Source organism: Streptomyces sp. NPDC041940, assembly GCF_055589465.1.
In genome coordinates this window covers 96,829-118,017 of sequence record NZ_JBVJBP010000016.1, presented here as the reverse complement: position 1 = coordinate 118,017, position 21,189 = coordinate 96,829, and the positions used below count along the sequence as shown (strand labels likewise).

The 21,189-nt window shown below is 72.5% G+C and carries 18 protein-coding genes; 4 read left to right on the top strand and 14 right to left on the bottom strand.

Going from position 1 to position 21,189, the window contains the following annotated elements; all coding sequences use genetic code 11:
* Nucleotides 1–130 precede the first annotated feature (130 nt).
* From ACZ6I3_RS25795 to ACZ6I3_RS25730, 14 genes are all read right to left on the bottom strand, one after another.
* Nucleotides 131–2,416, bottom strand: coding sequence for an ATP-binding cassette domain-containing protein (locus ACZ6I3_RS25795; RefSeq protein WP_469417721.1), 2,286 nt, complete (start codon nt 2,414–2,416; stop codon nt 131–133).
* Between the two features lie 23 nt (nt 2,417–2,439).
* Entirely contained in the window at nt 2,440–2,934 is a 495-nt protein-coding gene (locus ACZ6I3_RS25790) for a glutathione peroxidase (RefSeq protein WP_469417720.1), read from the bottom strand.
* Between the two features lie 591 nt (nt 2,935–3,525).
* Nucleotides 3,526–4,356 (bottom strand): ABC transporter permease, encoded by an 831-nt coding sequence (locus ACZ6I3_RS25785; RefSeq protein ID WP_189725842.1) that lies wholly within the window; start codon nt 4,354–4,356, stop codon nt 3,526–3,528.
* On the bottom strand, nt 4,353–5,342 hold the full coding sequence (locus tag ACZ6I3_RS25780) for an ATP-binding cassette domain-containing protein (protein ID WP_469417718.1): 990 nt from the start codon (nt 5,340–5,342) through the stop codon (nt 4,353–4,355). The genes ACZ6I3_RS25785 and ACZ6I3_RS25780 overlap by 4 nt, the downstream gene beginning before the upstream one ends.
* A gap of 75 nt (nt 5,343–5,417) precedes the next feature.
* Nucleotides 5,418–6,413, bottom strand: coding sequence for a dTDP-glucose 4,6-dehydratase (gene rfbB / locus ACZ6I3_RS25775; protein WP_469417716.1), 996 nt, complete (start codon nt 6,411–6,413; stop codon nt 5,418–5,420).
* A complete protein-coding gene (locus ACZ6I3_RS25770) occupies nt 6,410–7,690 on the bottom strand; it encodes an activator-dependent family glycosyltransferase (protein WP_469417715.1) in 1,281 nt (426 codons plus the stop codon). The genes rfbB and ACZ6I3_RS25770 overlap by 4 nt, the downstream gene beginning before the upstream one ends.
* Nucleotides 7,691–7,799: 109 nt before the next feature.
* Nucleotides 7,800–9,044, bottom strand: a complete 1,245-nt coding sequence (locus ACZ6I3_RS25765) for a cytochrome P450 family protein (protein WP_469417713.1) — start codon at nt 9,042–9,044, stop codon at nt 7,800–7,802.
* A gap of 107 nt (nt 9,045–9,151) precedes the next feature.
* The gene (locus ACZ6I3_RS25760; RefSeq protein ID WP_469417712.1) at nt 9,152–10,138 is read right to left on the bottom strand and encodes an acyltransferase domain-containing protein; all 987 of its coding nucleotides are present in this window, start codon (nt 10,136–10,138) and stop codon (nt 9,152–9,154) included.
* Entirely contained in the window at nt 10,135–11,169 is a 1,035-nt protein-coding gene (locus ACZ6I3_RS25755) for a ketoacyl-ACP synthase III family protein (RefSeq protein ID WP_469417711.1), read from the bottom strand. Before ACZ6I3_RS25755 ends, ACZ6I3_RS25760 begins: the two co-directional genes overlap by 4 nt.
* Nucleotides 11,170–11,415: 246 nt before the next feature.
* A complete protein-coding gene (locus tag ACZ6I3_RS25750) occupies nt 11,416–12,657 on the bottom strand; it encodes a ketosynthase chain-length factor (protein ID WP_469417710.1) in 1,242 nt (413 codons plus the stop codon).
* Nucleotides 12,654–13,961 carry a beta-ketoacyl-[acyl-carrier-protein] synthase family protein gene (locus tag ACZ6I3_RS25745; protein ID WP_469417708.1) on the bottom strand — a complete coding sequence of 436 codons (1,308 nt, stop codon included), beginning with the start codon at nt 13,959–13,961 and terminating at the stop codon, nt 12,654–12,656. Before ACZ6I3_RS25745 ends, ACZ6I3_RS25750 begins: the two co-directional genes overlap by 4 nt.
* The gene (locus tag ACZ6I3_RS25740) at nt 13,958–14,293 is read right to left on the bottom strand and encodes an antibiotic biosynthesis monooxygenase family protein (RefSeq protein ID WP_382490958.1); all 336 of its coding nucleotides are present in this window, start codon (nt 14,291–14,293) and stop codon (nt 13,958–13,960) included. The genes ACZ6I3_RS25745 and ACZ6I3_RS25740 overlap by 4 nt, the downstream gene beginning before the upstream one ends.
* A 115-nt stretch (nt 14,294–14,408) precedes the next feature.
* Complete coding sequence (locus ACZ6I3_RS25735; protein ID WP_469417707.1) at nt 14,409–15,806, bottom strand: hypothetical protein; 1,398 nt, start codon at nt 15,804–15,806, stop codon at nt 14,409–14,411.
* Nucleotides 15,807–15,921: 115 nt separating this feature from the next.
* Nucleotides 15,922–16,485, bottom strand: coding sequence for a PadR family transcriptional regulator (locus ACZ6I3_RS25730; RefSeq protein WP_382578932.1), 564 nt, complete (start codon nt 16,483–16,485; stop codon nt 15,922–15,924).
* A gap of 263 nt (nt 16,486–16,748) precedes the next feature.
* On the opposite strand from ACZ6I3_RS25730, the gene ACZ6I3_RS25725 reads away from it, so the two are divergent.
* The 4 genes from ACZ6I3_RS25725 (at nt 16,749) to ACZ6I3_RS25710 (ending at nt 21,155) form a co-directional block, all read left to right on the top strand.
* On the top strand, nt 16,749–18,041 hold the full coding sequence (locus ACZ6I3_RS25725) for an activator-dependent family glycosyltransferase (protein ID WP_469417705.1): 1,293 nt from the start codon (nt 16,749–16,751) through the stop codon (nt 18,039–18,041).
* A gap of 77 nt (nt 18,042–18,118) precedes the next feature.
* On the top strand, nt 18,119–18,745 hold the full coding sequence (locus tag ACZ6I3_RS25720; RefSeq protein WP_469417704.1) for a dTDP-4-dehydrorhamnose 3,5-epimerase family protein: 627 nt from the start codon (nt 18,119–18,121) through the stop codon (nt 18,743–18,745).
* A gap of 8 nt (nt 18,746–18,753) precedes the next feature.
* Nucleotides 18,754–19,716: an NAD-dependent epimerase/dehydratase family protein gene (locus tag ACZ6I3_RS25715; protein ID WP_469417702.1), complete on the top strand. Its 963-nt coding sequence runs from the start codon at nt 18,754–18,756 to the stop codon at nt 19,714–19,716.
* Nucleotides 19,713–21,155, top strand: coding sequence for an NDP-hexose 2,3-dehydratase family protein (locus ACZ6I3_RS25710; RefSeq protein ID WP_469417701.1), 1,443 nt, complete (start codon nt 19,713–19,715; stop codon nt 21,153–21,155). The genes ACZ6I3_RS25715 and ACZ6I3_RS25710 overlap by 4 nt, the downstream gene beginning before the upstream one ends.
* Nucleotides 21,156–21,189: the final 34 nt, after the last annotated feature.

Here is a 21,189-nt window from a genome sequence, read left to right as displayed (position 1 = left end):
GTATGCCTACTGCCTGACGCCTGCTGACTGACGTCTGCCGGCTGACGCCTTCTTCCTGACAAGGACGAAACTACGGACCCTTGCGGTCAGGTTCTGTCCGCAAGGGTCCGTGGCGACTGCCTGGTTCCGCCTAGTTCTCCAGGTACAGGCTCAGGTGCTGTCCGGTGTGCGAGTGGGCCGCCTTCGCCAGTTCGGCGGGCGTGCCCGTGAAGACGATCTCGCCGCCGGTGTTGCCGCCCTCGGGCCCGAGGTCGATGACCCAGTCGGCCTGGGAGATCACGGCCAGATCGTGCTCGATGACGACGACGGTGTTGCCCCGGTCGACGATCCGGTTCAGCAGCCCGTTCAGGTTGTCGATGTCGGACAGATGCAGGCCGGTGGTCGGCTCGTCGAGGATGTAGACCGTGCCCGAGCCGGAGAGCCGGTCGGCGAGCTTGAGCCGCTGGCGTTCACCGCCGGACAGCGTGGCCAGCGACTGGCCGAGGCCGAGGTAGCCGATGCCGGTCTCGATCAGCGCCTTGGTCTTGGCGCGCAGCGGGCCCGAGAGGAAGAACTCCCCCGCCTCCTCTGCGGACATGGCCAGGACGTCCGCGATGTTCTTGCCGCGCACCCGGTGCTGGAGCACCGACTCCTTGAAGCGGCGCCCCTCGCAGACCTCGCAGTGCGTGGTGACCGGGTCCATGTAGGCGACCTCGGTGATGAGCAGGCCGCGGCCCTCGCACTCCTCGCACGCGCCCTTGGAGTTGAAGCTGAAGAGGGAGGCGTCCTCGCCGCTGGCCTTGGCGAAGAGCTTGCGGATCGGATCCATCAGCTTGAGGTAGCTCGCCGGGGTGGACCGCGAGGAACGCGGGATGGGCGACTGGTCGACGAAGACGGAGCCCGGGTACTGGTCGCGGAAGGCGTGGGCGATCAGGGAGCTCTTGCCGGCGCCTGCCACCCCGGTGACGGCGGTGAGGACACCGCAGGGGATCTCGGTGGAGACGTTCTTCAGGTTGTTGGCCGTGGCGTTACGGATCGGCAGGGTCCGGCCCCAGGTGCGGGGGTTCTCCTTGATCCCGCCGGTGCGCCGCAGTCCCTGCCCGGTGAGCGTGTCGCTGGTGCGGAGTTCGTCGTAGGCGCCTTCGAAGACGATCGTGCCGCCGTGCACGCCGGCCCGCGGCCCGATCTCGACGACGTGGTCGGCGACCGCCATGACGTCGGGGTCGTGCTCCACGACGAGGACCGTGTTGCCCTTGTCGCGCAGGGCGCGCAGCAGGTCGTTGAGGCGGCTGACGTCGCGGGGGTGCAGGCCGACGCTGGGCTCGTCGAAGATGTAGGTCAGGCCGGTCAGTTCGCTGCCGAGGTGGTTGACGAGCTTGAGCCGCTGACCCTCGCCGCCGGAGAGCGAGGTGGTGGACCGGTCGAGGGTGAGGTAGCCGAGGCCGATGGCCTGGATCTGCTCCAGGGTCTCGATGATGGTGGTGACGAGCGGGGTGTCGAGCCGTTCCCTGAGCGTGGCGACGACGCCGATGAGGTCGCTGACCTGCATCTGGGACCAGTCGGAGATGTTGTGGCCGTCGATGCGGGTGGCGAGTGCCTTCTGGTTGAGCCGGGCGCCCTCGCAGGTGGGGCAGACGCCGTCGGTGAAGAACTCGGCGGCCTTGTCGCGGGCGGCCTTGCTCATGCCGCCGGTGTCCCGCTTGAGGTGGCGGCGGACGAAGCTGTCCACCAGGCCCTCGTAGCGCAGGGCCAGTACGTTGCCGTTGGGGTAGGTCACCTCGACCGTGCCGGTGCTGCCGTGCAGCAGGGTGTGCGTCTCCTCGGCGGTGTAGTCCGCGAGCTTCTTCTCGGCGTCCAGGTGCTCGTAGTTGGCGTAGAACTGCCAGTTGGCGCTGCCGACGGTGTAGCCGGGCAGGAGGATGGCGCCCTCGGCGATGGACTTGCCGGGGTCGGTCATCAGCTCGGGGCTGGGGCGGCGGGCGCGGCCGAGGCCCTCGCACTCGGGGCACATGCCCTTGGGGTCGTTGAAGGAGTACAGCCAGGTCTGGCCGAGTCCGTCGTTGCCGTGGTTGGCGAAGAGGACGCGCATCACGGTGTAGACGTCGGTGACGGTGCCGACGGTGGAGCGGGCGTTGCCGCCGAGGGGGCGCTGGTCGACGACGACCGGTGTGGTCAGCCGGGTGACGGCGTCCACGTGCGGGCGTTCGAACTTGGGCAGGTCGTGCCGGATGTTCCAGGGGAAGGTGGCGTTGAGCTGCCGCTGGGCCTCCACGGCGACGGTGTCGAAGACCAGGGAGGACTTTCCGGAGCCGGAGACGCCGACGAAGACCGAGATCCGGTTCTTGGGGATGACGAGGGAGACGTCCCTCAGGTTGTTCTCTCGGGCACCTAAGACCTGGATGCCCTCGTCGGTTGCGGTAACCGGCGTCTGGTTCACGAATCATCCTTTCCGTGTGGGGCTCACTGCGTCTGCGTCTGCGTCTGCGCGCGGACGGCGCGCAGGAGTTCGGGGTCCTGCGGGTCGACCGTGGGGCCGAAGCGGCCCACGGGTTCTCCGGTGGGCGAGACGAGGAACTTCTCGAAGTTCCAGCGCACGTCGCCGGTGTGGCCCTCCGCGTCGGCGCAGGGGGTCAGGGCGGCGTAGAGGGGGTGGCGGTCCGCTCCGTTGACGGCGGTCTTCTCGGTGAGCGGGAACGAGATCTGCTGGAGGGAGCAGAAGCCGGCGATCTCCTCGGGGGTGCCCGGCTCCTGCTCGCCGAACTGGTTGCAGGGCACGCCGATGACGGTGAGCCCGTCCTCGTGGTGACGGCGGGCGAGCGTGTCGAGTCCGGCGTACTGGCTGGCCAGGGCGCACTGGGACGCCACGTTGACGATGAGCAGGGTCCGGCCGCGGTGGCGGGCCAGCAGGTCGGGCTTGCCGTTGAGTTCCGCGATGGCGATGTCGAAGAGGCTCATGCCGTGCACGCTAATTTCACCGACTCCAGTCGTGGTCGACGTCCCGTCGGGGGCTGCGGTACGGCTGGCGAGGCCGACCGCTGGGGTGGTGGGCAGGTCGTGGGGTGGCCCTCCGGGAGGGCGTGGGCAGGTCGGGCGCTGGCCGCCGGGAGCGGCAGACCGGGCGAGGAGACAGCCCCCGCGGCTGACGGACAGACCGAGGGCGGCCCCCCGGGGTGGGGCGACAGGCAGGTGTATGGGCGGCCCATCCGGCCGGCGCACAAGCCAAGGGAGGCAGCCCTCCGAGGTCGGTGGACAGTCGAGGCACGACCCGCCGGGAGCGGCAGACCGGGCGAGGAGACGGCCCCCGCGGCTGACGAACAGACCGAGGGCGGCACCCGATGTAGGGCGGCGGACCGGGCGAGGAGACGGCCGGGCCTCCGGCGCACGAGCCAAGGAGATCGTCCCCAGGTGAGTGGGCGAGTCGAGGAGTTGCCCGCCCGGCCGGCGGACAAGCTGCTGGGGGGCGGGGCTCCGAAGTCGCCGGGAAGCCGGGGGGATGTGAGCCGGTCCGGGGGATTGGCCGGCTCACATCCCCGGTTCAGGGTGGGGTCACCGGCTCAGGGACCGGTACTTGCGGACGGCCAGCGGGAAGAAGACCGCGAAGATCGCGAGCGGCCAGACGAAGGACATGAGCATGGCGTGTTCGGCGATCCAGGAGGTGCCGCCGACTCCGGGGTTGCCGAACAGTTCCCGGGTGGCGTGGGCGGTGGAGGACAGGGGGTTCCACTCGGCGATGGTCGCCAGCCAGCCCGGCATCATCTCCGGGGAGGCGAAGGTGTTGGCGACGATGCCCAGCGGGAACAGCAGGGTGTAGACGGCGGAGGCCGCCTCCGGGGTCTTGATGATCAGGCCGAGGTAGATGCCGACCCAGAGCAGGGCGAAGCGCAGCAGGAGCAGGAGCGCGAAGGCGCCGAGCGCCTGCATGAACCCGTCGCTCCAGCTCCACCCGGCGATGACCCCGCAGCCCATGAGGATCATCAGGACGACGGTGCTGTAGAGCATGTTGACGATGCTCTGCCCGATGACGACCGAGGCGGCGGACATGGGCATGGAGCGGAACCGGTCGGTGACGCCCTTGGAGGCGTCGGCGGTGACGCCGGCCATGGTCTCGCCGATGCCGAAGGCCATCGACATGACGAACATGCCGGGCATCAGGAAGTCCATGTAGTCCCCGCCGCCCTCGACCTGCATCCCGCTGCCGAAGATGCCGCCGAAGAGCAGCACCATGAGGATCGGGAAGGCCAGGCCGGCGAGGATCTGGGTGGGGTTGCGGGCCCAGTGGGACAGTCCGCGGAGCGTGAGCGTCCAGGAGTCCGCGAGGACCCAGCCCAGTTTGGCCAGCGGGTTCCTGGGCAGTTCGGGCGCGATGATCGCGGTCATGACGGGGCGACCTCCTTGAGGCTCTGCTCGGCGGACGTGGCCGACCTGTTGCCGGTCAGGTTCAGGAACACCTCGTCGAGTGTGGGCCTGCGCAGGGCGATGTCCTCGGCCTCGATGCCGGCGTCGTCGAGCTCCCGGGCGACCGAGGTGAGGGCGGCGACCCGGTTGGCGACGACGACGCTGACGCGCCGGTTGTCGGTGTCCGTCTCGGGCTCGGCCCGCAGCAGCGCGCCGATCATGCGGCCGGCCCGTTCGAGGTCGCTCGAGCGGCGGAGCACGACATCGATCCGGTCTCCGCCGATCTTGTTCTTGAGCTGGTCCGGGGTGCCGGACTCGACGACCCTGCCGTTGTCGATGAGGGCGATCCTGTCGGCCAGCTGGTCGGCCTCTTCGAGGTACTGGGTGGTCAGCATGACCGTGCGGCCCTCGGCGACCAGGCCGCGGACAGACTCCCAGACGTCGTTGCGGCCCCGCGGGTCGAGCCCGGTGGTGGGCTCGTCGAGGAACAGCACGGACGGGGCCAGGATGAGACTGGCGGCGAGGTCGAGCCGCCGCCGCATACCGCCGGAGTACTGCTTGGCCGGCTTTCCGGCGGCTTCGGTCAGGCCGAAGCGCTCCAGCAGTTCGTCCGCTCGGCTCTGCGCTGTGCGCTTGCCGATGTGGTACAAGCGCCCGAACATCACGAGGTTCTGACGGCCGCTCAGGTCCTCGTCCACCGCGGCGTGCTGCCCGAGGAGTCCGATGCTGTAGCGGACCTGCGCCGACTGGGTGGCGACGTCGTAGCCGGCGACCCGCGCCATGCCCTCGTCGTACTTCAGCAGGGTGGAGAGGATGCGGACCGCGGTGGTCTTTCCGGCGCCGTTCGGGCCGAGAAGGCCGTATACGACGCCTCGGGGTACCTCCAGGTCGAGTCCCGCGAGGGCCTCCTTGTCGCCGTACTTCTTCTTCAGAGCTTCGGTCTGGATCGCCAAATCGGCGCCGCCCATGCCCGCCCCTTCTTTCGGGTGCTCAAATTTGGGTACCCAGCGAGCATAGGGGAGGGCGACCCGGATATTCAAGTTTTAGTACCCCTTGCCGTGCCTCTCGTCGGCGCCCTCCTCCCGGGCGTCCCAGTGGTCACGGTGGGCGGCGTACCACTCGACCGTCTCGCGCAGCCCCTCCTCCAGCGACCAGCGCGGCTCGTAGCCGAGTTCGCGGCGGATCTTGGAGTCGTCCACCGCGTAGCGGAAGTCGTGCCCCTTGCGGTCGGCGACCCGCTGGACCAGGTCCCAGTCGCGCCCGCAGAGGGCGAGGAGACGGCCGGTCATCTCCCTGTTGGTCAGATGGGTGCCGCCGCCGATGTTGTAGATCTCCCCCGGCCGGCCCGCGTCGAGCACCAGCCGCACCGCCCGGCAGTGGTCGTCGACGTGCAGCCACTCCCGCAGGTTGGAGCCGTCCCCGTACAGCGGGACGGGCTGACCGTCGAGGAGCCGGGTGACGAACAGCGGGACCAGCTTCTCGGGGTGCTGGCCGGGGCCGTAGTTGTTGGCGCACCGGGTGATGCGTACGTCGAGGCCGTGGGTACGCCAGTACGACCGGGCGATCAGGTCGGCCGACGCCTTGGACGCCGCGTACGGGGAGTTGGGCAGCAGCGGCTCGTCCTCGGTCCAGCGTCCCTCGGCGATGGAGCCGTACGTCTCGTCCGTGGAGACCTGGACGAAGACGCCCGTCCCGTGCCGCAGCGCGGCTTCGAGCAGGGCCTGGGTGCCGAGCACGTTCGTACGGACGAAGGCCTCGGCGCCCGTCACCGAACGGTCCACGTGCGACTCGGCGGCGAAGTGCACCACCGCGTCGTGGCCCGGGAAGACCTTGTCCAGCAGCGGGGTGTCGCAGATGTCGCCCTGCACGAAGGTCAGCCGCGGGTGGTGCGGAGGCAGGTTGTTCAGCGTCCCCGCGTAGGTGAGCTTGTCCACGACGGTCACCCGGTCGTCCTCGTGCCCCGGGTAACCGCCGCTCAGCAGTGTTCTGACGAAGTGCGAGCCGATGAAGCCGGCCGCACCGGTCACCAGGATGTTCACGCCTCTCCCACCCTCACCCGATGACGGGCTGTCAGCTTCTCCAGCGTCGGCACCACTTCGTTGGGGCTCGGCGCCGACAGCATGGCCAGCCGCAGGCGCCGCGCCCCCTCCGTGAACGCCGGGTCGTCGAGCACCCGGACGAGCTTGTCGCGCAGGATGTCGACCGTCAGGCCCTCGGAGTGCAGATGCAGCCCCGCGCCCAGCTCCTCCACCCGCTGGGCCCGGTAGATCGCGTCCCACATCCAGCCGAGCGCCACCTGCGGCACCCCGTAGGCGGCGGCGGTCGCCCAGGTGCCGGCGCCACCGTGGTGCACGACCGCCGAGCAGCTGGGCAGCAGCGCCAGCAGGGCGACGTGGTCGACGACCCGCGTGTTGTCGGGCACCCGCGACACCTGGGCGAGTTCCTTCTCGCTGAGTGTCGCCACCACCTCGACGTCCAGGTCGGCCAGCGAGGCGAAGACGTCGTTGACGTCGACGGCGTTGGGGAACTCCGTGTCCCGGATGGTGAGCCCGAGGGTGAGGCAGACCCGGCGGCGCTCCGGCGGGCGTCGCAGCCAGTCCGGTACGACAGCCGGGCCCGGCCCGTTGTACGGCACGTAGCGCGTGGGCACCGTCGGCAGCCCCAGCTCCATCCGCACCCCGGGGGGCATCTGGTCGACCGACCACTGTCCCGTGACCACGTCGGGGTCGAAGGCGGCCCCGTGCCGGTCCAGGGTGTACGCCAGCCACTCCTCCAGCGGGTCGTCGCGCAGTTCCGCGGGCAGGTCCGCCTGGCGCCGGCGCAGCGTCAGATGGGTGTGGGCGAAGAGGTCGGGGAAGGCCAGCAGCCGGGCGTGGGCGGCCCCGGTGGCCTTGGCGGCGATGGCCCCGGCGAAGGTGAAGGGCTCCCAGAGCACCAGGTCCGGCTGCCAGAAGCGGGCGTAGTCGACGAGCGCGTCGATCATCGAGTCGTTGTTGATCTGGGCGTAGAAGGTCGCCGTCAGCATCGCGTTCGACGCCCGCAGGAAGTCGAGGCTCAGCCGCTCGGGGCGGTTCTCCAGGTAGTCGCGGTCCAGGTGGTGCATGAGCATCCCCGGGCCGACGGTGGGGATGACGGCGTCCATCCGGTGGTTCTCGCCCACCGGTACGGCCGTCAGACCGGCCCGGGTGATGCTCTCGACCGCGGCGGGCTGGCCGGCCACCCGGACCTCGTGCCCGGCGGTCCGCAGCGCCCAGGCGAGCGGGACGATGCCGTTGAGATGGGCGTCCTGTGCGAAGGCTGTCAGCAGTACACGCATCGCGGTGCTCCTCCCCTGGTGTGGGCCGGTCCGGTCATGCGATGTCCGGTCGTGCGACGTCCGGCCATGCGATGTCCGGTCGTGCGACGTCCGGTCATACGGCGTCCGGTCATGCGACGGGGAAGCGCAGGACGCCGTGCAGCGCCGCCGAGCGCATGCGGCGCAGCACCTCGGCGTTGGTGCGCAGGGCGGGCCGGAGGGCGGCCAGGGCGCGGACGGCGGCCTCGGTCTGGACGCGGACCAGCGCGTCGGTGACCGGGGCGGCGGGACCGCCGAGGAGGGTGAGCGAGCGGTCGCCGTCGGCGCGGCCGGGCGTGAAGGCGTCCGGGTCGGCGAAGGCCTCCGGGTCCCGGTTGGCCGCGTCGACGAGGACCACCACGCGCCGGCCTTCCTCGATCGTCTTGCCGTCGAACTCGACCTGCTCGCGGGCGATACGGCTCTCGAACCGCAGCGGCGGAGCCAGCCGCAGGGCCTCCCGCACCGCGGCCGGGGCCGCCTCGGGGTCCTGCCCGATCCGCTGCCACTCCTCCGGGTGGGCCAGGAGCACCTCGACGGCGTTGCACACGGCGGTCGCGGTGACCTCGACGCCCACCACGACGGCGAGCGCGCCGATCGCGACCGCGTCCTCGGGCGACAGCCCGGTGAGGCCGGTGGCGCGGCCGGCCTCCACCAGGCCGGTCAGCTCGGCGGACAGGCCCGACACGGCGGTGAGCAGCGCCCGGGCGGTCGCGAGCTGCTGCGGGCAGCTCCCGGCGTCCAGGGCAGTGGCGAGGCCCGCGTGCAGTTCGGGCAGGCGCTCACGGGTCTCGTCGGGCAGACCGAGCACCTCGGCCACCACGCGCAGGGCGGCGGGGACGGCGAAGTCCCGGTACAGGTCGAACCGTTCGCCCGTCGCGGCGAGCGTCTCGCGGTAGGCCGCCTCGATCTGCGGGGCCCGCGCCGCGAGCGCCTCGGCCGACAGCAGCGGCGCGGAGACCTCGGCGAGCGTGGCGTACGCGGCCGGGTCGAGGTTGAGGCGGGCGTCGTCGAGCGGGACGACGTGGCACAGCAGGGGGTTGTCCCAGACGTCGACGCCCGGGTGGGACTGCGGCCCCTCCTCGGCGTGGCGCGGGGAGAACCGCGGGTCGCCGAGGACACGGGCGCCGAGCTCGCGGCTCGCGGTCACCCACGCCCCGACGCTGCTCTCGTGCAGGCCCTGTTCGCGGGCGCGTGCCCCGTGGTCGAGCGGGTCGTCGTCACCGGCGCGCAGGATCATGGCGAAGGGGTCGCCCTGGGCGCCGAAGATGAACTGCACGCCTCGGATGGTCAGCAGATGCCGGCCCAGCTCGCTGTCGGTCTGATCGGTCGTCAGCATGACACCGTCCTCGAGAGAAGAAGGGTGAAGAGGGAAGAGGGAAGGAGAAGGGGCGAAGCGCCACCGGCGACGCTAGGCCGCGTGCCTACAAGGGCACTCGACGCGCGCTACACGCCCAGAGCCTTTGCGGCGGCGCGTACGGCGGTCACGTCCTGGTCGGCCGTGCCGGGCCGGGCCGGGAGCAGGGGGACGACGGACGAGCGGCCGGAGCGCACGGCCGGGTGGCGGCGGGCCAGTTGGGAGAGGCCCTGGCCCGGGCCGGTCTCGACGAGCACCAGGTCGCCCTCGGTTTCGGCGAGGAGCGCGTCGAGGGCGGGCCAGAAGAGCACCGGCGCGACGGGGTGGCGGGACCAGAAGGCCGGGTCCTTCGTCTCCGCGGGGGTCAGGAACCGGGCCGTGTACCCGGACATGACCGGGATGCGGGGCTCGCCGACGGGGAGCGCGGCGATCCGCTCGCCCGCTCCGCGCATGGCCGGGGCCAGGGACGGGCTGTGGAACGCCGTGGAGGCCGGTACGCGCTGGAGCACGAACCCGGCGTCGGTGAGTGCCGCGGTGACGCCGCGCAGCGGGTCGTCGAGGCCGGCGAGGACGGTCTGGCGCAGGGCGTTGACGGCGCCGACGACCACGCCGTCGGTGAGGAAGGGCGCCACCTCGTCCTGGGTGGCCGCGACGGCGACCATCCCGCCGGGCGGCGCCTGGGCCAGCCGTCCGACGCGGTCGTGGACCAGGGCGGCGGCGTCCCGCAGGGTGAAGACGCCGGAGAGGACCGCGGCGGCCACCTCGCCGATGCTGTGCCCGAGCAGGGCGACGGGCCGTATCCCCCAGTCGAGGACGAGCCGCCCGAGGGCGTAGTCGACCGCGAACAGCAGCGGCTGGGAACGTGTGACGTGGTCCATCACCGCGGTGTCGGCCGTCCCCAGCCAGTCCTCGCGCAGACCGGCGCTGTGGCCGTCGAGGTCCGTGAGCGCGGTCAGGGCCTCGTCCATCGCCTCGGCGAAGACGGGCTCGGCGTCCAGGAGTCCGGCGGCCATCCGCAGATGCTGCGAGCCCTGGCCGGGCAGCAGCAGGGCGACCGGGCGTGCGGTGCCGTTCATCGGTCCCTCCAGGGAGGCGTGTTCAGGATCTCGACCACGGCGCAGGACCAGCTGAAGCCGGCGCCGACGCCGAAGAGCAGGCACGTGTCACCGGGGCCGAGCGCTCCGCTGGTGACCAGGTGGTCGAGTCCGGCGAAGGGGTCTCCGGCGCCCAGGTGCCCGATGTTCCGGCTCCAGGACCAGGTGGTGCGCTCGGGGTCGATGCCGAACTTCGCGAAGTAGGCGACGTGGAGCCTGCGGTGGCCGAGGTGCGGCAGCACGAACCGGTCGATGTCCGCGAGGCCGAGCCCGGCGTCGGCGAGTGCCTGCTTGACGACGGACTCCTGCGCGGCGGCGACCCGGGCGACGGTCGGGGCGACGCCGTGGCGGGCCAGGAAGTCCCGCTTGTGCGTCTCCAGGTCGACGACGTCGCGGTGGCTGAACGGGGCCGGGCCGAAGGGGTCGTCGCCCCGGTGCATGCCCTCCAGGTCGGGTGCGGAGACGGTCGCGACGCTGCGGACCCGGGCGAAACCGGAGTGCCGCGAGACGACGAGGGCGGTGCCGCCGTCGCCGTAGACGGTTCCGGGGTCGCTGCGCCACCGGTCGAAACCGGGCGGGCAGAAGCGGTCGCCGGTGGTCACCAGGGCCGCGATCCTCGCCGGGTCGGCGGTCAGGTAGGCCCAGGCCAGGTCGAGGGCCGCCATGCCGCCGTTGGAGACCTGCCGGACCTCCAGCGCGGGGCACTGGTTGCCGACGGCGGTCCGCTGGACGTAGGAGGCCGGGGCCCACAGGTCGAAGCCCTGGTAGTAGAAGCTCGCGTGCAGCACCAGGTCGATGTCGCCCGGTTCGGCTGCGGCCCGCTCCAGCGCGGTCCGGGCGGCCCGGGCCGCCATCTCGGGAGCGGGCTCCCCCGCGGAGACCGTCACCGACTCCATCCGGGTGGAGCGGGCGACGGCGGCGTCGCAACGGCCGTCGGCAACCGCGTCCGCGACCCGTTCGACGGGCGGCAGCCAGGTGCCGGTGGACCGGATGTACAGCTCGCCGCCGTTCATGCCGTCCCCCTCTCCCTGGACGGGTACGCGAGGGCATCGACGGACGTGGAGTGACCGTCCGTGGCGCGTACGGCGGGCGACAGCCGCGTCCCGGCCGTCCGGATGTACAGCTCGCCGCCGTTCACGCCGCCACCCCCTCCCCGGACCAGTACGCGAAGTCACCGCCGGACCTGGAACGACCGTCCGCGACCCGCCCGACGGGCGACAGCCACGTCCCAGTCGCCCGGACGTACAGCTCGCCGCCGTTCACGCCGCCGCCTTCCGCCCGGGCCCCGCGAGCGCTTCGGCGGGGGCGGGGGCCCGTACGACCATGGCGCTGTTGAAGCCGTGGTGGCCGCGGGCCAGGACCAGGGCCGCGGTGCCGGTGACCGGGCGGGGCTCGCCGACGACGAGGTCGAGGCCGTAGGCGTCGGGGACCCGGGCGACGTTGACCGTGGGCGGGGCGAGGCCGTCGCGCAGGGTCAGCAGGGCGGTCACCACGTCGAGCGGACCGGCGCCGGAGTAGAGGCGGCCGGTGGCCGTCTTGGGGACGGTGACCGGGACTCCGCCCGCGCCGAAGACCGCGGTCAGCGCCTCGGCCTCGGCCGCGTCGAGTTCTGGCACGCCCGCGCCGTCGGCGAGGACGACGGCGATCTCCTCCGGGTCGGCTCCGGCGTCGGCGAGCGCCTGTTCGACGGCCCGCCGCAGGGTCGGGGGCCGCCCCGACCCGGGGCGCGGGTCGAAGGTGGCTCCGAATCCGGCGATCTCGCCGTAGGGGTGACGTCCCCGGGCACGGGCCCCCTCGGCGCTCTCCAGGGTGAGCAGCGCGCCGCCTTCGCCGGGCAGATGACCGGAGGCCCGGTCGTCGAAGGGCAGGTAGGCGTCGGCGGTGAGCCGTCCCCCGGCCAGTTGTGCCGCCATGCCGTACGGGCACAGGGAGCAGTCCATGCCACCGGAGATCATCAGCTGCGCACCGGACCGGATCTGGCGTCCGGCGTGGGCGAGGGCGTCCAGGCCCCCGGCCTGCTCGCCGACGAAGACGCCGGTCGGCCCGTTCATGCCGTGCCGGATGGAGATCTGGCCGGTGTTGACGGCGTAGAACCAGGCGAAGGACATGTAGGCGCTGACCTTCTTGGGGGACTCGCCCCACAGGTGCTGCAGTTCGCGCTGGCCGAAGCCGAAGCCGCCGGAGGCGCCGGCCGTGACGACGCCGCGTGCCAGCGACGGCACGGAGTCGAGGTCGATGCCCGCGTCGGCGACGGCCCAGTCGGCGGCGGCCAGGGCGAACTGGGTCATGCGGTCGGTCTGCGGGATCAGCCGGCTGGGCAGGTGCTCGCCCGCCTCGAACCCGGTCACCTCGCCCGCCCGCCGCGTGGGATAGCGACTGGGGTCGAACGCCTGGACACGCCGGATGCCGTTCTCGCCGCGCAGCGTCGCCGCCCAGTAGGCGTCGAGTCCGACGCCGGTGGGGGCGACGACCCCGATGCCCGTGACCACGACGGGGGTCATGCGGCCCGCCCCTCGGGCCGGCGCAACACCATGGCGCTCTGGAAGCCGCCGAAGCCGCTGCCCACGGTGAGCGCGGCCGACATGTCGCGCTCCCTGGCGTGCAGGGGGACGTAGTCCAGGTCGAGTTCGGGGTCGGGGTCGGTCAGGTTCGCGGTGGGCGGGATGACGCCGTGTTCGAGGGCCAGCGCGGTGGCGGCGACCTCGATGGAGCCGATGGCGCCCAGCGAGTGCCCGATCATCGACTTGATGGAGCTGACCGGGACCCGGTGGGCCGCGGCCCCGAGGCTGCGCTTGAGGGCGGCGGTCTCGTGCACGTCGTTCTGCTTGGTGGCGGTGCCGTGGGCGTTGACGTAGCCGAGCGCGTCGGGAGCGAGCCGGGCCTCGTCGAGGGCGGCGTCGACGGCGGCGGCCAGTTCGCGTCCGTCGGTGCGCAGTCCGGTCATGTGGTACGCGTTGCCGCGCGAGGCGTAGCCGGCGATCTCGGCGTAGACGTGGGCGCCCCGGGCGCGGGCCGCGGTGAGTTCCTCCAGGACCAGGACGGCGGCGCCCTCGCCGAGGACGAAGCCGTTGCGCGTGCGGTCGAAGGGGCGCAGCGCGGTCGCCGGGTCGTCGTTGCGGGGCGAGGTGGCCCGGATGGCGTCGAAGCAGGCCACGGTGATCGGGGAGATGGGGGCGTCGGTGGCCCCGGCGATCATCACGTCGGCCAGGCCCTCGCGGATGAGGGCGACCGCGTGCCCGACCGAGTCGAGGCCGGAGGTGCAGCCGGCCGAGACGACGGTGCAGGGGCCCTCGGCGCCGGCCTCCCAGGCGAGTTCGGCGGCCATGGAGCTGGGCACGAAGTGGTCGTAGAGGTGGGCGCTCGCGGCGGTGTGGTCGACCAGCCACTCCTGTCCGCCGCCGCTGAGGGCCAGATACTCCTGTTCGAGTTTCTGGGTGCAGCCGACCGCGCTGCCGAGGCTGACGCCGGTGCGGTGGGCGGTCTCCGGGTTGGGCTCCAGGCCGCTGTCGGTGACGGCTTCGCGCAGGGCGACCAGGGCGAACTGCGCCGCCCTGTCGAGCCGTTCGGCGTCCTCGCTGCTCAGGCCCTGCTCGGCGGCGTCGAAGTCGCACTCGGCGGCGATCCGGGAGCGGAACGGGGCGGGGTCGAAGAGGCTGATGGTCCGGGTGGCGGTGCGGCCGCCGGTGATGGTCTGCCAGAACTGCTTGGTGCCGATGCCGCCGGGGGCCACCACGCCGATGCCGGTGATCACGACCCGCCGGGTCGGCCCGCCTCCCCCGTCGCGCTGAGCGCCCCGCCCGGTCATCGTGCCTCCCCGGTGGCGCTGTGCCGCTCCAGGTAGAGGTTGGAGCTGCTGGTGCTGATCGCCCGCAGCGCCTCGGCGTGCGGCCGGAAGTCGGCCTGGCCGACGGCGGCGCGGAAGGCGGAGACGTCGGACCAGCGGGCGATGTTGACGTAGCTGTGCGGCTTCTCCAGGTGGCGTACGAGGGTGTAGCCGAGGAATCCGGGCTGCCGCTCCATGAAGCGTGCCGTGCGGGCGAAGACGTCCTCGAACTCCTCCGGGGAGGTGCGAAGCGTGAAGCTGTTCACGAAGGTGGCCGGGCCGCCGGAGGCGGGGCCGGGCTGATCGGCTGACATGGGATCGGTGCTCCTCATCGTCCGGGCGTCCGGCGACGCGTACGCCGAGGTCAGACTGAAACCCTCCGGCGCGTTCCTCGCGGCGGCCTAGTAGACGGCTGGATCCCGCCCCCGGTCAGGGGCTCCCGCGCCCCAGCCGCACCGGGGTGCCGACGTCCCGCTGCCAGGCGTGGCCGAGGCCGGCGACGGCGGCGATGACACTCCAGCCGGCCAGCTCACCGCCCTGGTAGTGGACGATGTCGGAGCCGCTGCGCCGGGGCAGGGCCCGGCCCGCGACGATCTCGGCGAGCGGGAGCGGCGCGTGCGGGGTGCCCGCGAAGCGGTCGCCGGGGGGAGCGATGCTGACGCGCCGGACGGCGGGGCCCGGGGCGGCGGACGCGGCATCGGGCGACGGTGCGGCCGGGACGGTGCCGGGCGGCTCAGCGGCCGGGCCGGAGCCGGGCGGCTCAGCGGCCGAGCCGGAGCCGGGCGGCTCAGCGGCCGAGCCGGAGTCGGGCGGCCGGGCGCCCTGGCCGGAGCCGGAAGACCCGGCACCCGGACCACCACCGGAAGCCCCGGCACCCGAACCTGTACCGGAAGCCCCGGCACCCGAACCTGTACCGGAAGGCCCGGCATCCGAACCCCGGCCCGAGGACCGGGCACCCGGCCCGGCACCCGAACCCCCGTCGGACGACCGGGCACCCGGGCCGGTGTCCGAAGACCCGACGCCCGGACCGCCACCAGGGGACCAGACGCCCGGGCGGATGCCGGAAGGCCAAGCCCTCAGGGCAGCGTCGGCACCGGCGCCGGCACCGGCATCGGCATCGGCGTCGAAGGCGCGGGCGCCGGTCACCGGGTTACGGGGTTCGCCCGGGGCGGTGGGCGCGACCGTCGCGGTCTGGTCGATCAGGAGCGCTCCGGCCGCGAGCCATTCGGCGCGGACGGGCGGGTGGCCGCCGGTGGTGGCGACGACGTCGGCGCCCGCGGCGGTGGTGCGGGCGTCCTCGGACACGCGCACCCGCAGGCCGGTGCGCAGGGCGGCGGCGGCCGCGAAGTCCCGGGCCCGGTCCGGCTCCCGGCCGACGACACGCACCTCGGAGAGCGAGGGCAGGGCGTGGTGCAGGACGAGAAGGCAGGCCCAGGCCGCCTCCCCGGTGCCGAAGAGGGCGAGCGCGGAGGGGGCCGGCGGGGCGAGGTACCGCGCGGCGAGTCCGGCGGGGATGGCGCCGCGCCAGCCGTCGAGGGCGCCGGCGTCCACGAGGCCGAGGAGGGACCCGTCGTCGGCGAGCAGCAGTTCCACGCACGCGGCGGACAGGTCAGCGCGGGGTTCGAGACGGACGGCGAAGCAGCGGCCGAAGGGGCCGGAGTCGTGCGGTCCGACGGTCAGCCGGCAGCGCGTGGCGGGGAGCAGGACCAGGGTCTCGGGGCCGGGCGCCGGATCGTGGCCGAGGAGCAGTCGCTGCACGTCGGAGAACCGCTCCTCCATGAAGGCCTCGTCGTCGAAGGCGTCGTCCACGTCTTCCGAGGTCAGCATGATCGGCACAGCGATCGTCCTCTCGGGACCGGCGTCATGGGTATACAAACTTGAGTATCACGGGAGGCGTGCCGTCCTCCACCCGATCCCGATCAACGGCCGGAAGGGCTCCCTGTCAGGCGCCCTTCTCCTCCCCCGCCATGACGTAGGCGCCCGCCTCCAGGCGCTCGATCAGCGCCTCGGTCCAGGCGGCCTGACTGGCGGCGCCGTGCTCCCAGAGGCCGAGCAGCTCACGGATGTGGGCCCGCTGCGGCCGCTCGCCGGCCGTCTCGTCGACCTTGGCGATCAGCTCCGACTGTTCGGCCGAGAGCGACGCGATGCGCTCGCGCAGCAGACCGATCGCCTCCTTGCGGCTGAGCGCGGGCAGCAGCACGAGCGCGGCGCCCAGCATGTCCGCCCGGTTGTTCCCCTGGCGCAGCGCGTCACGCAGCAGCCGGAAGAACTCCTCGTCGCCCGGCGGCGCGATCTCGTAGTCGACCCGGCCCGGCCAGTCCGGGATGTCGGTCGACTTCAGCAGCCCGTCCTTGGCCAGCTGCCGCAGCGCGTGGTAGATCGAGCCGAACTTGATGTGCGCCCATTCGTCGGCACCCCAGGACAGCAGCTCGGAGCGGACCAGATAGCCGTGCGCACGGCCGTGCATGCGCACGACGCCCAGGACGAGCAATCTCGTGGCAGACATGGTCTCCCTGCTGAATCTCCCTCACGGCACGGACCGGCGACCGGTGCTCCGCCCTCAGGGGGGTCCTTTCACTGAGGCCGGGCCCCGCCGGCTGATCCCACGGTAGTACATGACCTGCTGTTCTCCGCGAGCGCGGGAGGGGCGGAGCGCGCGATACGTCCCGGATCGAGCGCCGCTGCAACGACTCTCGACTCCCGCACGAGGTCACGGCCCGAGGGTGGAGGCCCATCGCATACGGGTCGTTCGCCGGAACAGGGGTTGGGATGCGGGTACTCTTCACCACCTTCGCCGCCAAGTCGCACATGCATGCCCAGGTGACACTCGCCTGGGCCCTGAAGGCAGCGGGCCACGACGTCAGGATCGCCAGTCATCCCGATCTCACCGACGAGATCACCAAGACGGGGCTGACCGCCGTCGGCGTCGGGGAGGAACTGCATCTCGACGAGCAGATGCAGGAGACCCAGGAGAACATCGGCCAGGACGTCGACCAGCTGGAGAGCCAGGCGCAGGTCGGTCTCGACATGAGCGAGACCCGGCCGGAGCGGCTCACCCCGGACTACACGCTCGGTGTGTTCACGGCCATGACCTCGGTCGTCTTCCAGAACTGCTGCTCGGACCAGATGGTCGACGAGTTGGTGGAGCACTGCCGCTCCTGGAAGCCGGACCTGGTCCTGTGGGACACCATGACCTTCGCCGGCGCGATCGCCGCCATGGCCACCGGGACGGCGCACGGTCGGCTGCTGTTCGGGCTCGACCTGGCGGGACTGATGCGCGAGACCTTCCTCGGGCAGCTGGCCGCGCGCCCGCCGGAGCTGCGGGACGACCCGCTGCGCGAGTGGCTCACCTGGAGCCTGGAGCGGCACGGCGCCTCCTTCGAGGAGGCCGCGGTGACGGGCGACTTCACCGTCTGCCCGCTGCCGGCGTCCCTGCGGCTCCCGGTGGACCTGCACTACGTGCCGATGCGGTACGTGCCGTACAACGGCCAGTCCACGGTGCCGCAGTGGCTCCAGGAGCCGCCGAAGAAGGGCCGCCGGGTGTGCATCACCCTGGGTGTGGCGCACCGCGAGGTGCTCGGCGCCGACCGGGCCTCCATCGGGGACCTGCTGGAGGCCGTCGCGGGGCTCGACGACGTCGAGGTCGTCGCCACGCTCAACGAGAAGCAGCTCACGGACTTCGACACCCTGCCGGACAACGTACGGGCCGTGGACTTCGTCCCGCTCGACGCGCTGCTGCCCACCTGCGACGCGGTGATCCACCACGGCGGGTCCGGCAGCTTCGGCACCGCGATGATCCACGCCGTGCCCCAGCTCATCGTCGTCGACGGCGTCTGGGACACCATCAACAAGTCCCGCTACCTGGAAGAGCGCCAGGCCGGGCTCTACGTGCCGGGCAAGCTCAGCGCGAAGGGGCTGCGCGAGCTGCTCGTCCGCCTGCTGGAGGAGCCGGTCTTCAAGCGCAACGCCGAGGCCCTGCGGCGTGAGGCGCTCGCCGCGCCCGCCCCCGCGCAGGTCGTCCCCACGCTGGAGCGCCTGGCCGTCGAGCACCGCCGCCGGTGACCGGCGCGCCGCACCCGCACACGCCCGGGCCGCCGGCCCTGCCGTACCCGACTACCTCCCGGACGGTGAACCAAGCGATGCAGATCCGTAAGCTCAAGGTCGAGGGGGCGTACGAGTTCACCCCCCGTCAGTTCCGCGACCACCGCGGGCTGTTCGTCTCCCCCTTCCAGCTCGACGCGTTCCAGCAGGCCCTGGGGCGGCCGCACTTCCCGGTGGCGCAGACCAACCACAGCCTGTCCCGGCGCGGCACGATCCGCGGCATCCACTTCACCGTCACGCCGCCCGGCACCGCGAAGTACGTGTACTGCGCGCGCGGCCGGGTCCTGGACATCGTGGTCGACCTGAGGGTCGGCTCGCCCACCTTCCGGCAGTGGGACGCGGTCGAGATGGACCAGGTCCACTTCCGCGCCTCGTACTTCCCGGTCGGCGTCGGCCACGCCTTCGTCGCGCTGGAGGACGACACCGTCATGTCGTATCTGCTGACGGGCCCCTACGTGGCCGAGAACGAACTGGCCGTCGACGTCTTCGACAAGGACCTGGGCGTGCGGCTCCCCTCGGGCCTGGACACCGTGCAGTCGGAGCGGGACGCCGCCGCGCTGTCCTTCGCGTCGGCGCGGGCCCAGGGCCTGCTGCCCGACTACGCCGAGTCCCAGGCGGTCGAGGAGGCCCTGTGGCAGCCCTCCGGCATCGGCGCCACGCCCTGAGCCCGGCGATGTCCACCACCACACAGGGCGGGCAGGCCGCCGGGACCGTGGCCGTGCTGGGCGCCACCGGGTGCGTCGGCCGCAGCCTCTGCGACGAACTGCTGCGGACCGGGCACCAGGTGCTCGCGGTGGCCCGGCACCCGGCCCCGCACACCCGTGCGGACGCCTTCGTCCCCCTCGATGTCGCCGCCGCCGCGCCGGAGGAGATTGCGGCGCTCCTCGACCGGCACGGCGTCACCGCCGTCGTCAACGCCACCGGCGGCTGGGGCACCACCGTCGAGGAGATGCGCAGCGCCCACATCGACCTGGTGGAACGCCTGGTCGAGGGGTGCGCCGCGACCTCCCGGCGGCTGCGGATCGTCCAGATGGGGTCGATCCACGAGTACGGCCCCGTGCCCGACGGGGTCCGCATCGACGAACAGCGCGAGCCCGGCCCGCTGACCCCGTACGGGCTGACCAAGCGCACCGGCTCCGAGCATCTGCTCGACCGGACCCGGGCGGGCCTGGTGGACGGGGTCGTGCTGCGCGCGGTGAACGTCTGCGGTCCGCACACCCCGACGGCCAGCTTCCTCGGTGCCGTCGTGGCCCGGCTGCGCGCCCTCGCCCCCGGCGAGGTGATCGGCCTCGATGTCGCCGACGCCCGGCGGGACTTCGTCGACGTACGGGACCTGGCCCGGGCGGCCGTCGCCGCGGTGCACGCGCCCGCCACCGGCCTGGTCGTGAACATCGGGCGCGGCGAGGCGGTGCCGATGCGCGACCTGGTCGACGCCCTGTTCGACGCGGCCGGCGTGGACGCCACGTCGGTGAAGATCGACTCCGCCGAGGTCGCCAGCAAGGGCGGCGGCTGGACCTGCGCGGACATCCGGTTCGCCGCCCAGGTGCTCGGCTGGCGGCCCACGATCGAACTCGGCGACTCCGTCCGGGCGATGTGGGAAGCGGCAGCGGGCACCACCTCCCTGGAGGTCTCATGAGCGACACCCCTGCCCCCTCGTCCGCGGCGACACGAGATCCGGTCGAGCGGCGGATCGACGATTCGGCCCGGTCGCGGACCGGCCCCCTCGGCGATCTCTCCGACTTCACGGACTGGTTCGCCGACTACGGCCGGCGGGCCTACACCCATGTCGACCGGGTCCCCCTGGAAGCCCTGGAGGGCTGGGAGACCGACCCGGGCACCGGCGATCTGCGCCACCACACGGGCCGGTTCTTCACCGTGCACGGGCTGGAGGTCAGCAACCCGGGCGCTCCGGTGGCGCGGTGGACCCAGCCGATCATCAACCAGCCCGAGATCGGCATCCTGGGCATTCTCACCGCCCCGATCGACGGGGTGCTGCACTGCCTGATGCAGGCGAAGGTCGAGCCCGGCAACGCCGAGGGGCTCCAGCTCTCCCCGACCGTCCAGGCGACCCGGAGCAACTACACCCGGGTCCACCAAGGGCGCGCGGTGCCGTATCTGGAGCACTTCATGGACATCCACAGCCGTCCCGGAGTGCTCGCGGACGTACGGCAGTCCGAGCAGGGTTCGTGGTTCTACCGCAAGCGCAACCGCAACGTGGTCATCGAGCTGCCCGAGCCGGTGGAGGCCATCGACGGCTACCGCTGGATGACGCTCGGCCAGATCCATGAGCTGCTGGGGCGCCGGGACACGGTCAACATGGACGCCCGGACCGTGCTGTCGTGCCTGCCGTTCACCGGTGCGGACACCGAGAAGCCGGACGGGGACGACTTCGGGTCGGCGCTGCTGCGCTCGGGCGATCCCGGGGCGGTGAGTGTGCACAGCGCGGCGGAGATCCTCGGCTGGATCACCGACCGGCGCACCAGCAGCGACATCGCGGTCCGCCGGGTCGCGCTCGGCGAGCTGCGCGACTGGAGCCGCACCGGCGACCGCATCCGCCATGACGCGGGCGCCTTCTTCGACGTCATCGGGGTGCGGGTCGACGCCGGCGGCCGTGAGGTCCACCGGTGGAGCCAGCCGATGATCGAGCCGGTGGGGCAGGGTGTCATCGCCTTCCTCGTCCGGCGTTTCGAGGGGGTGCTGCACGTCCTCGTGCACGCGCGCGTGGAGCCGGGCTTCGCGGACGTGGTGGAGCTGGGCCCCACCGTGCAGTGCGTCGCGGAGAGCCACGCGCAGCTGCCCGGCCAGGCCGCGCCGCCGTTCCTCGACGAGGTGCTGGGGGCTCCCGAGGAGCGCGTCCGGTTCGACACGGTGCTCTCCGAGGAGGGCGGGCGCTTCTTCCACGCGCTGAACCGCTACCTGATCGTGGAGACCGACCAGGACGTGTCCCGCGACCATCCCGACCACCGCTGGATGACGCTGCACCAGTTGTCGGACCTGCTGCGGCACAGCCACTACGTCAACGTCCAGGCCCGCAGCCTGATCGCCTGCCTGCACAGCCTGTACCACGCGGGCTGACGGCGAGGGCTTTGAAACGCCGTGTCCCGGTGAG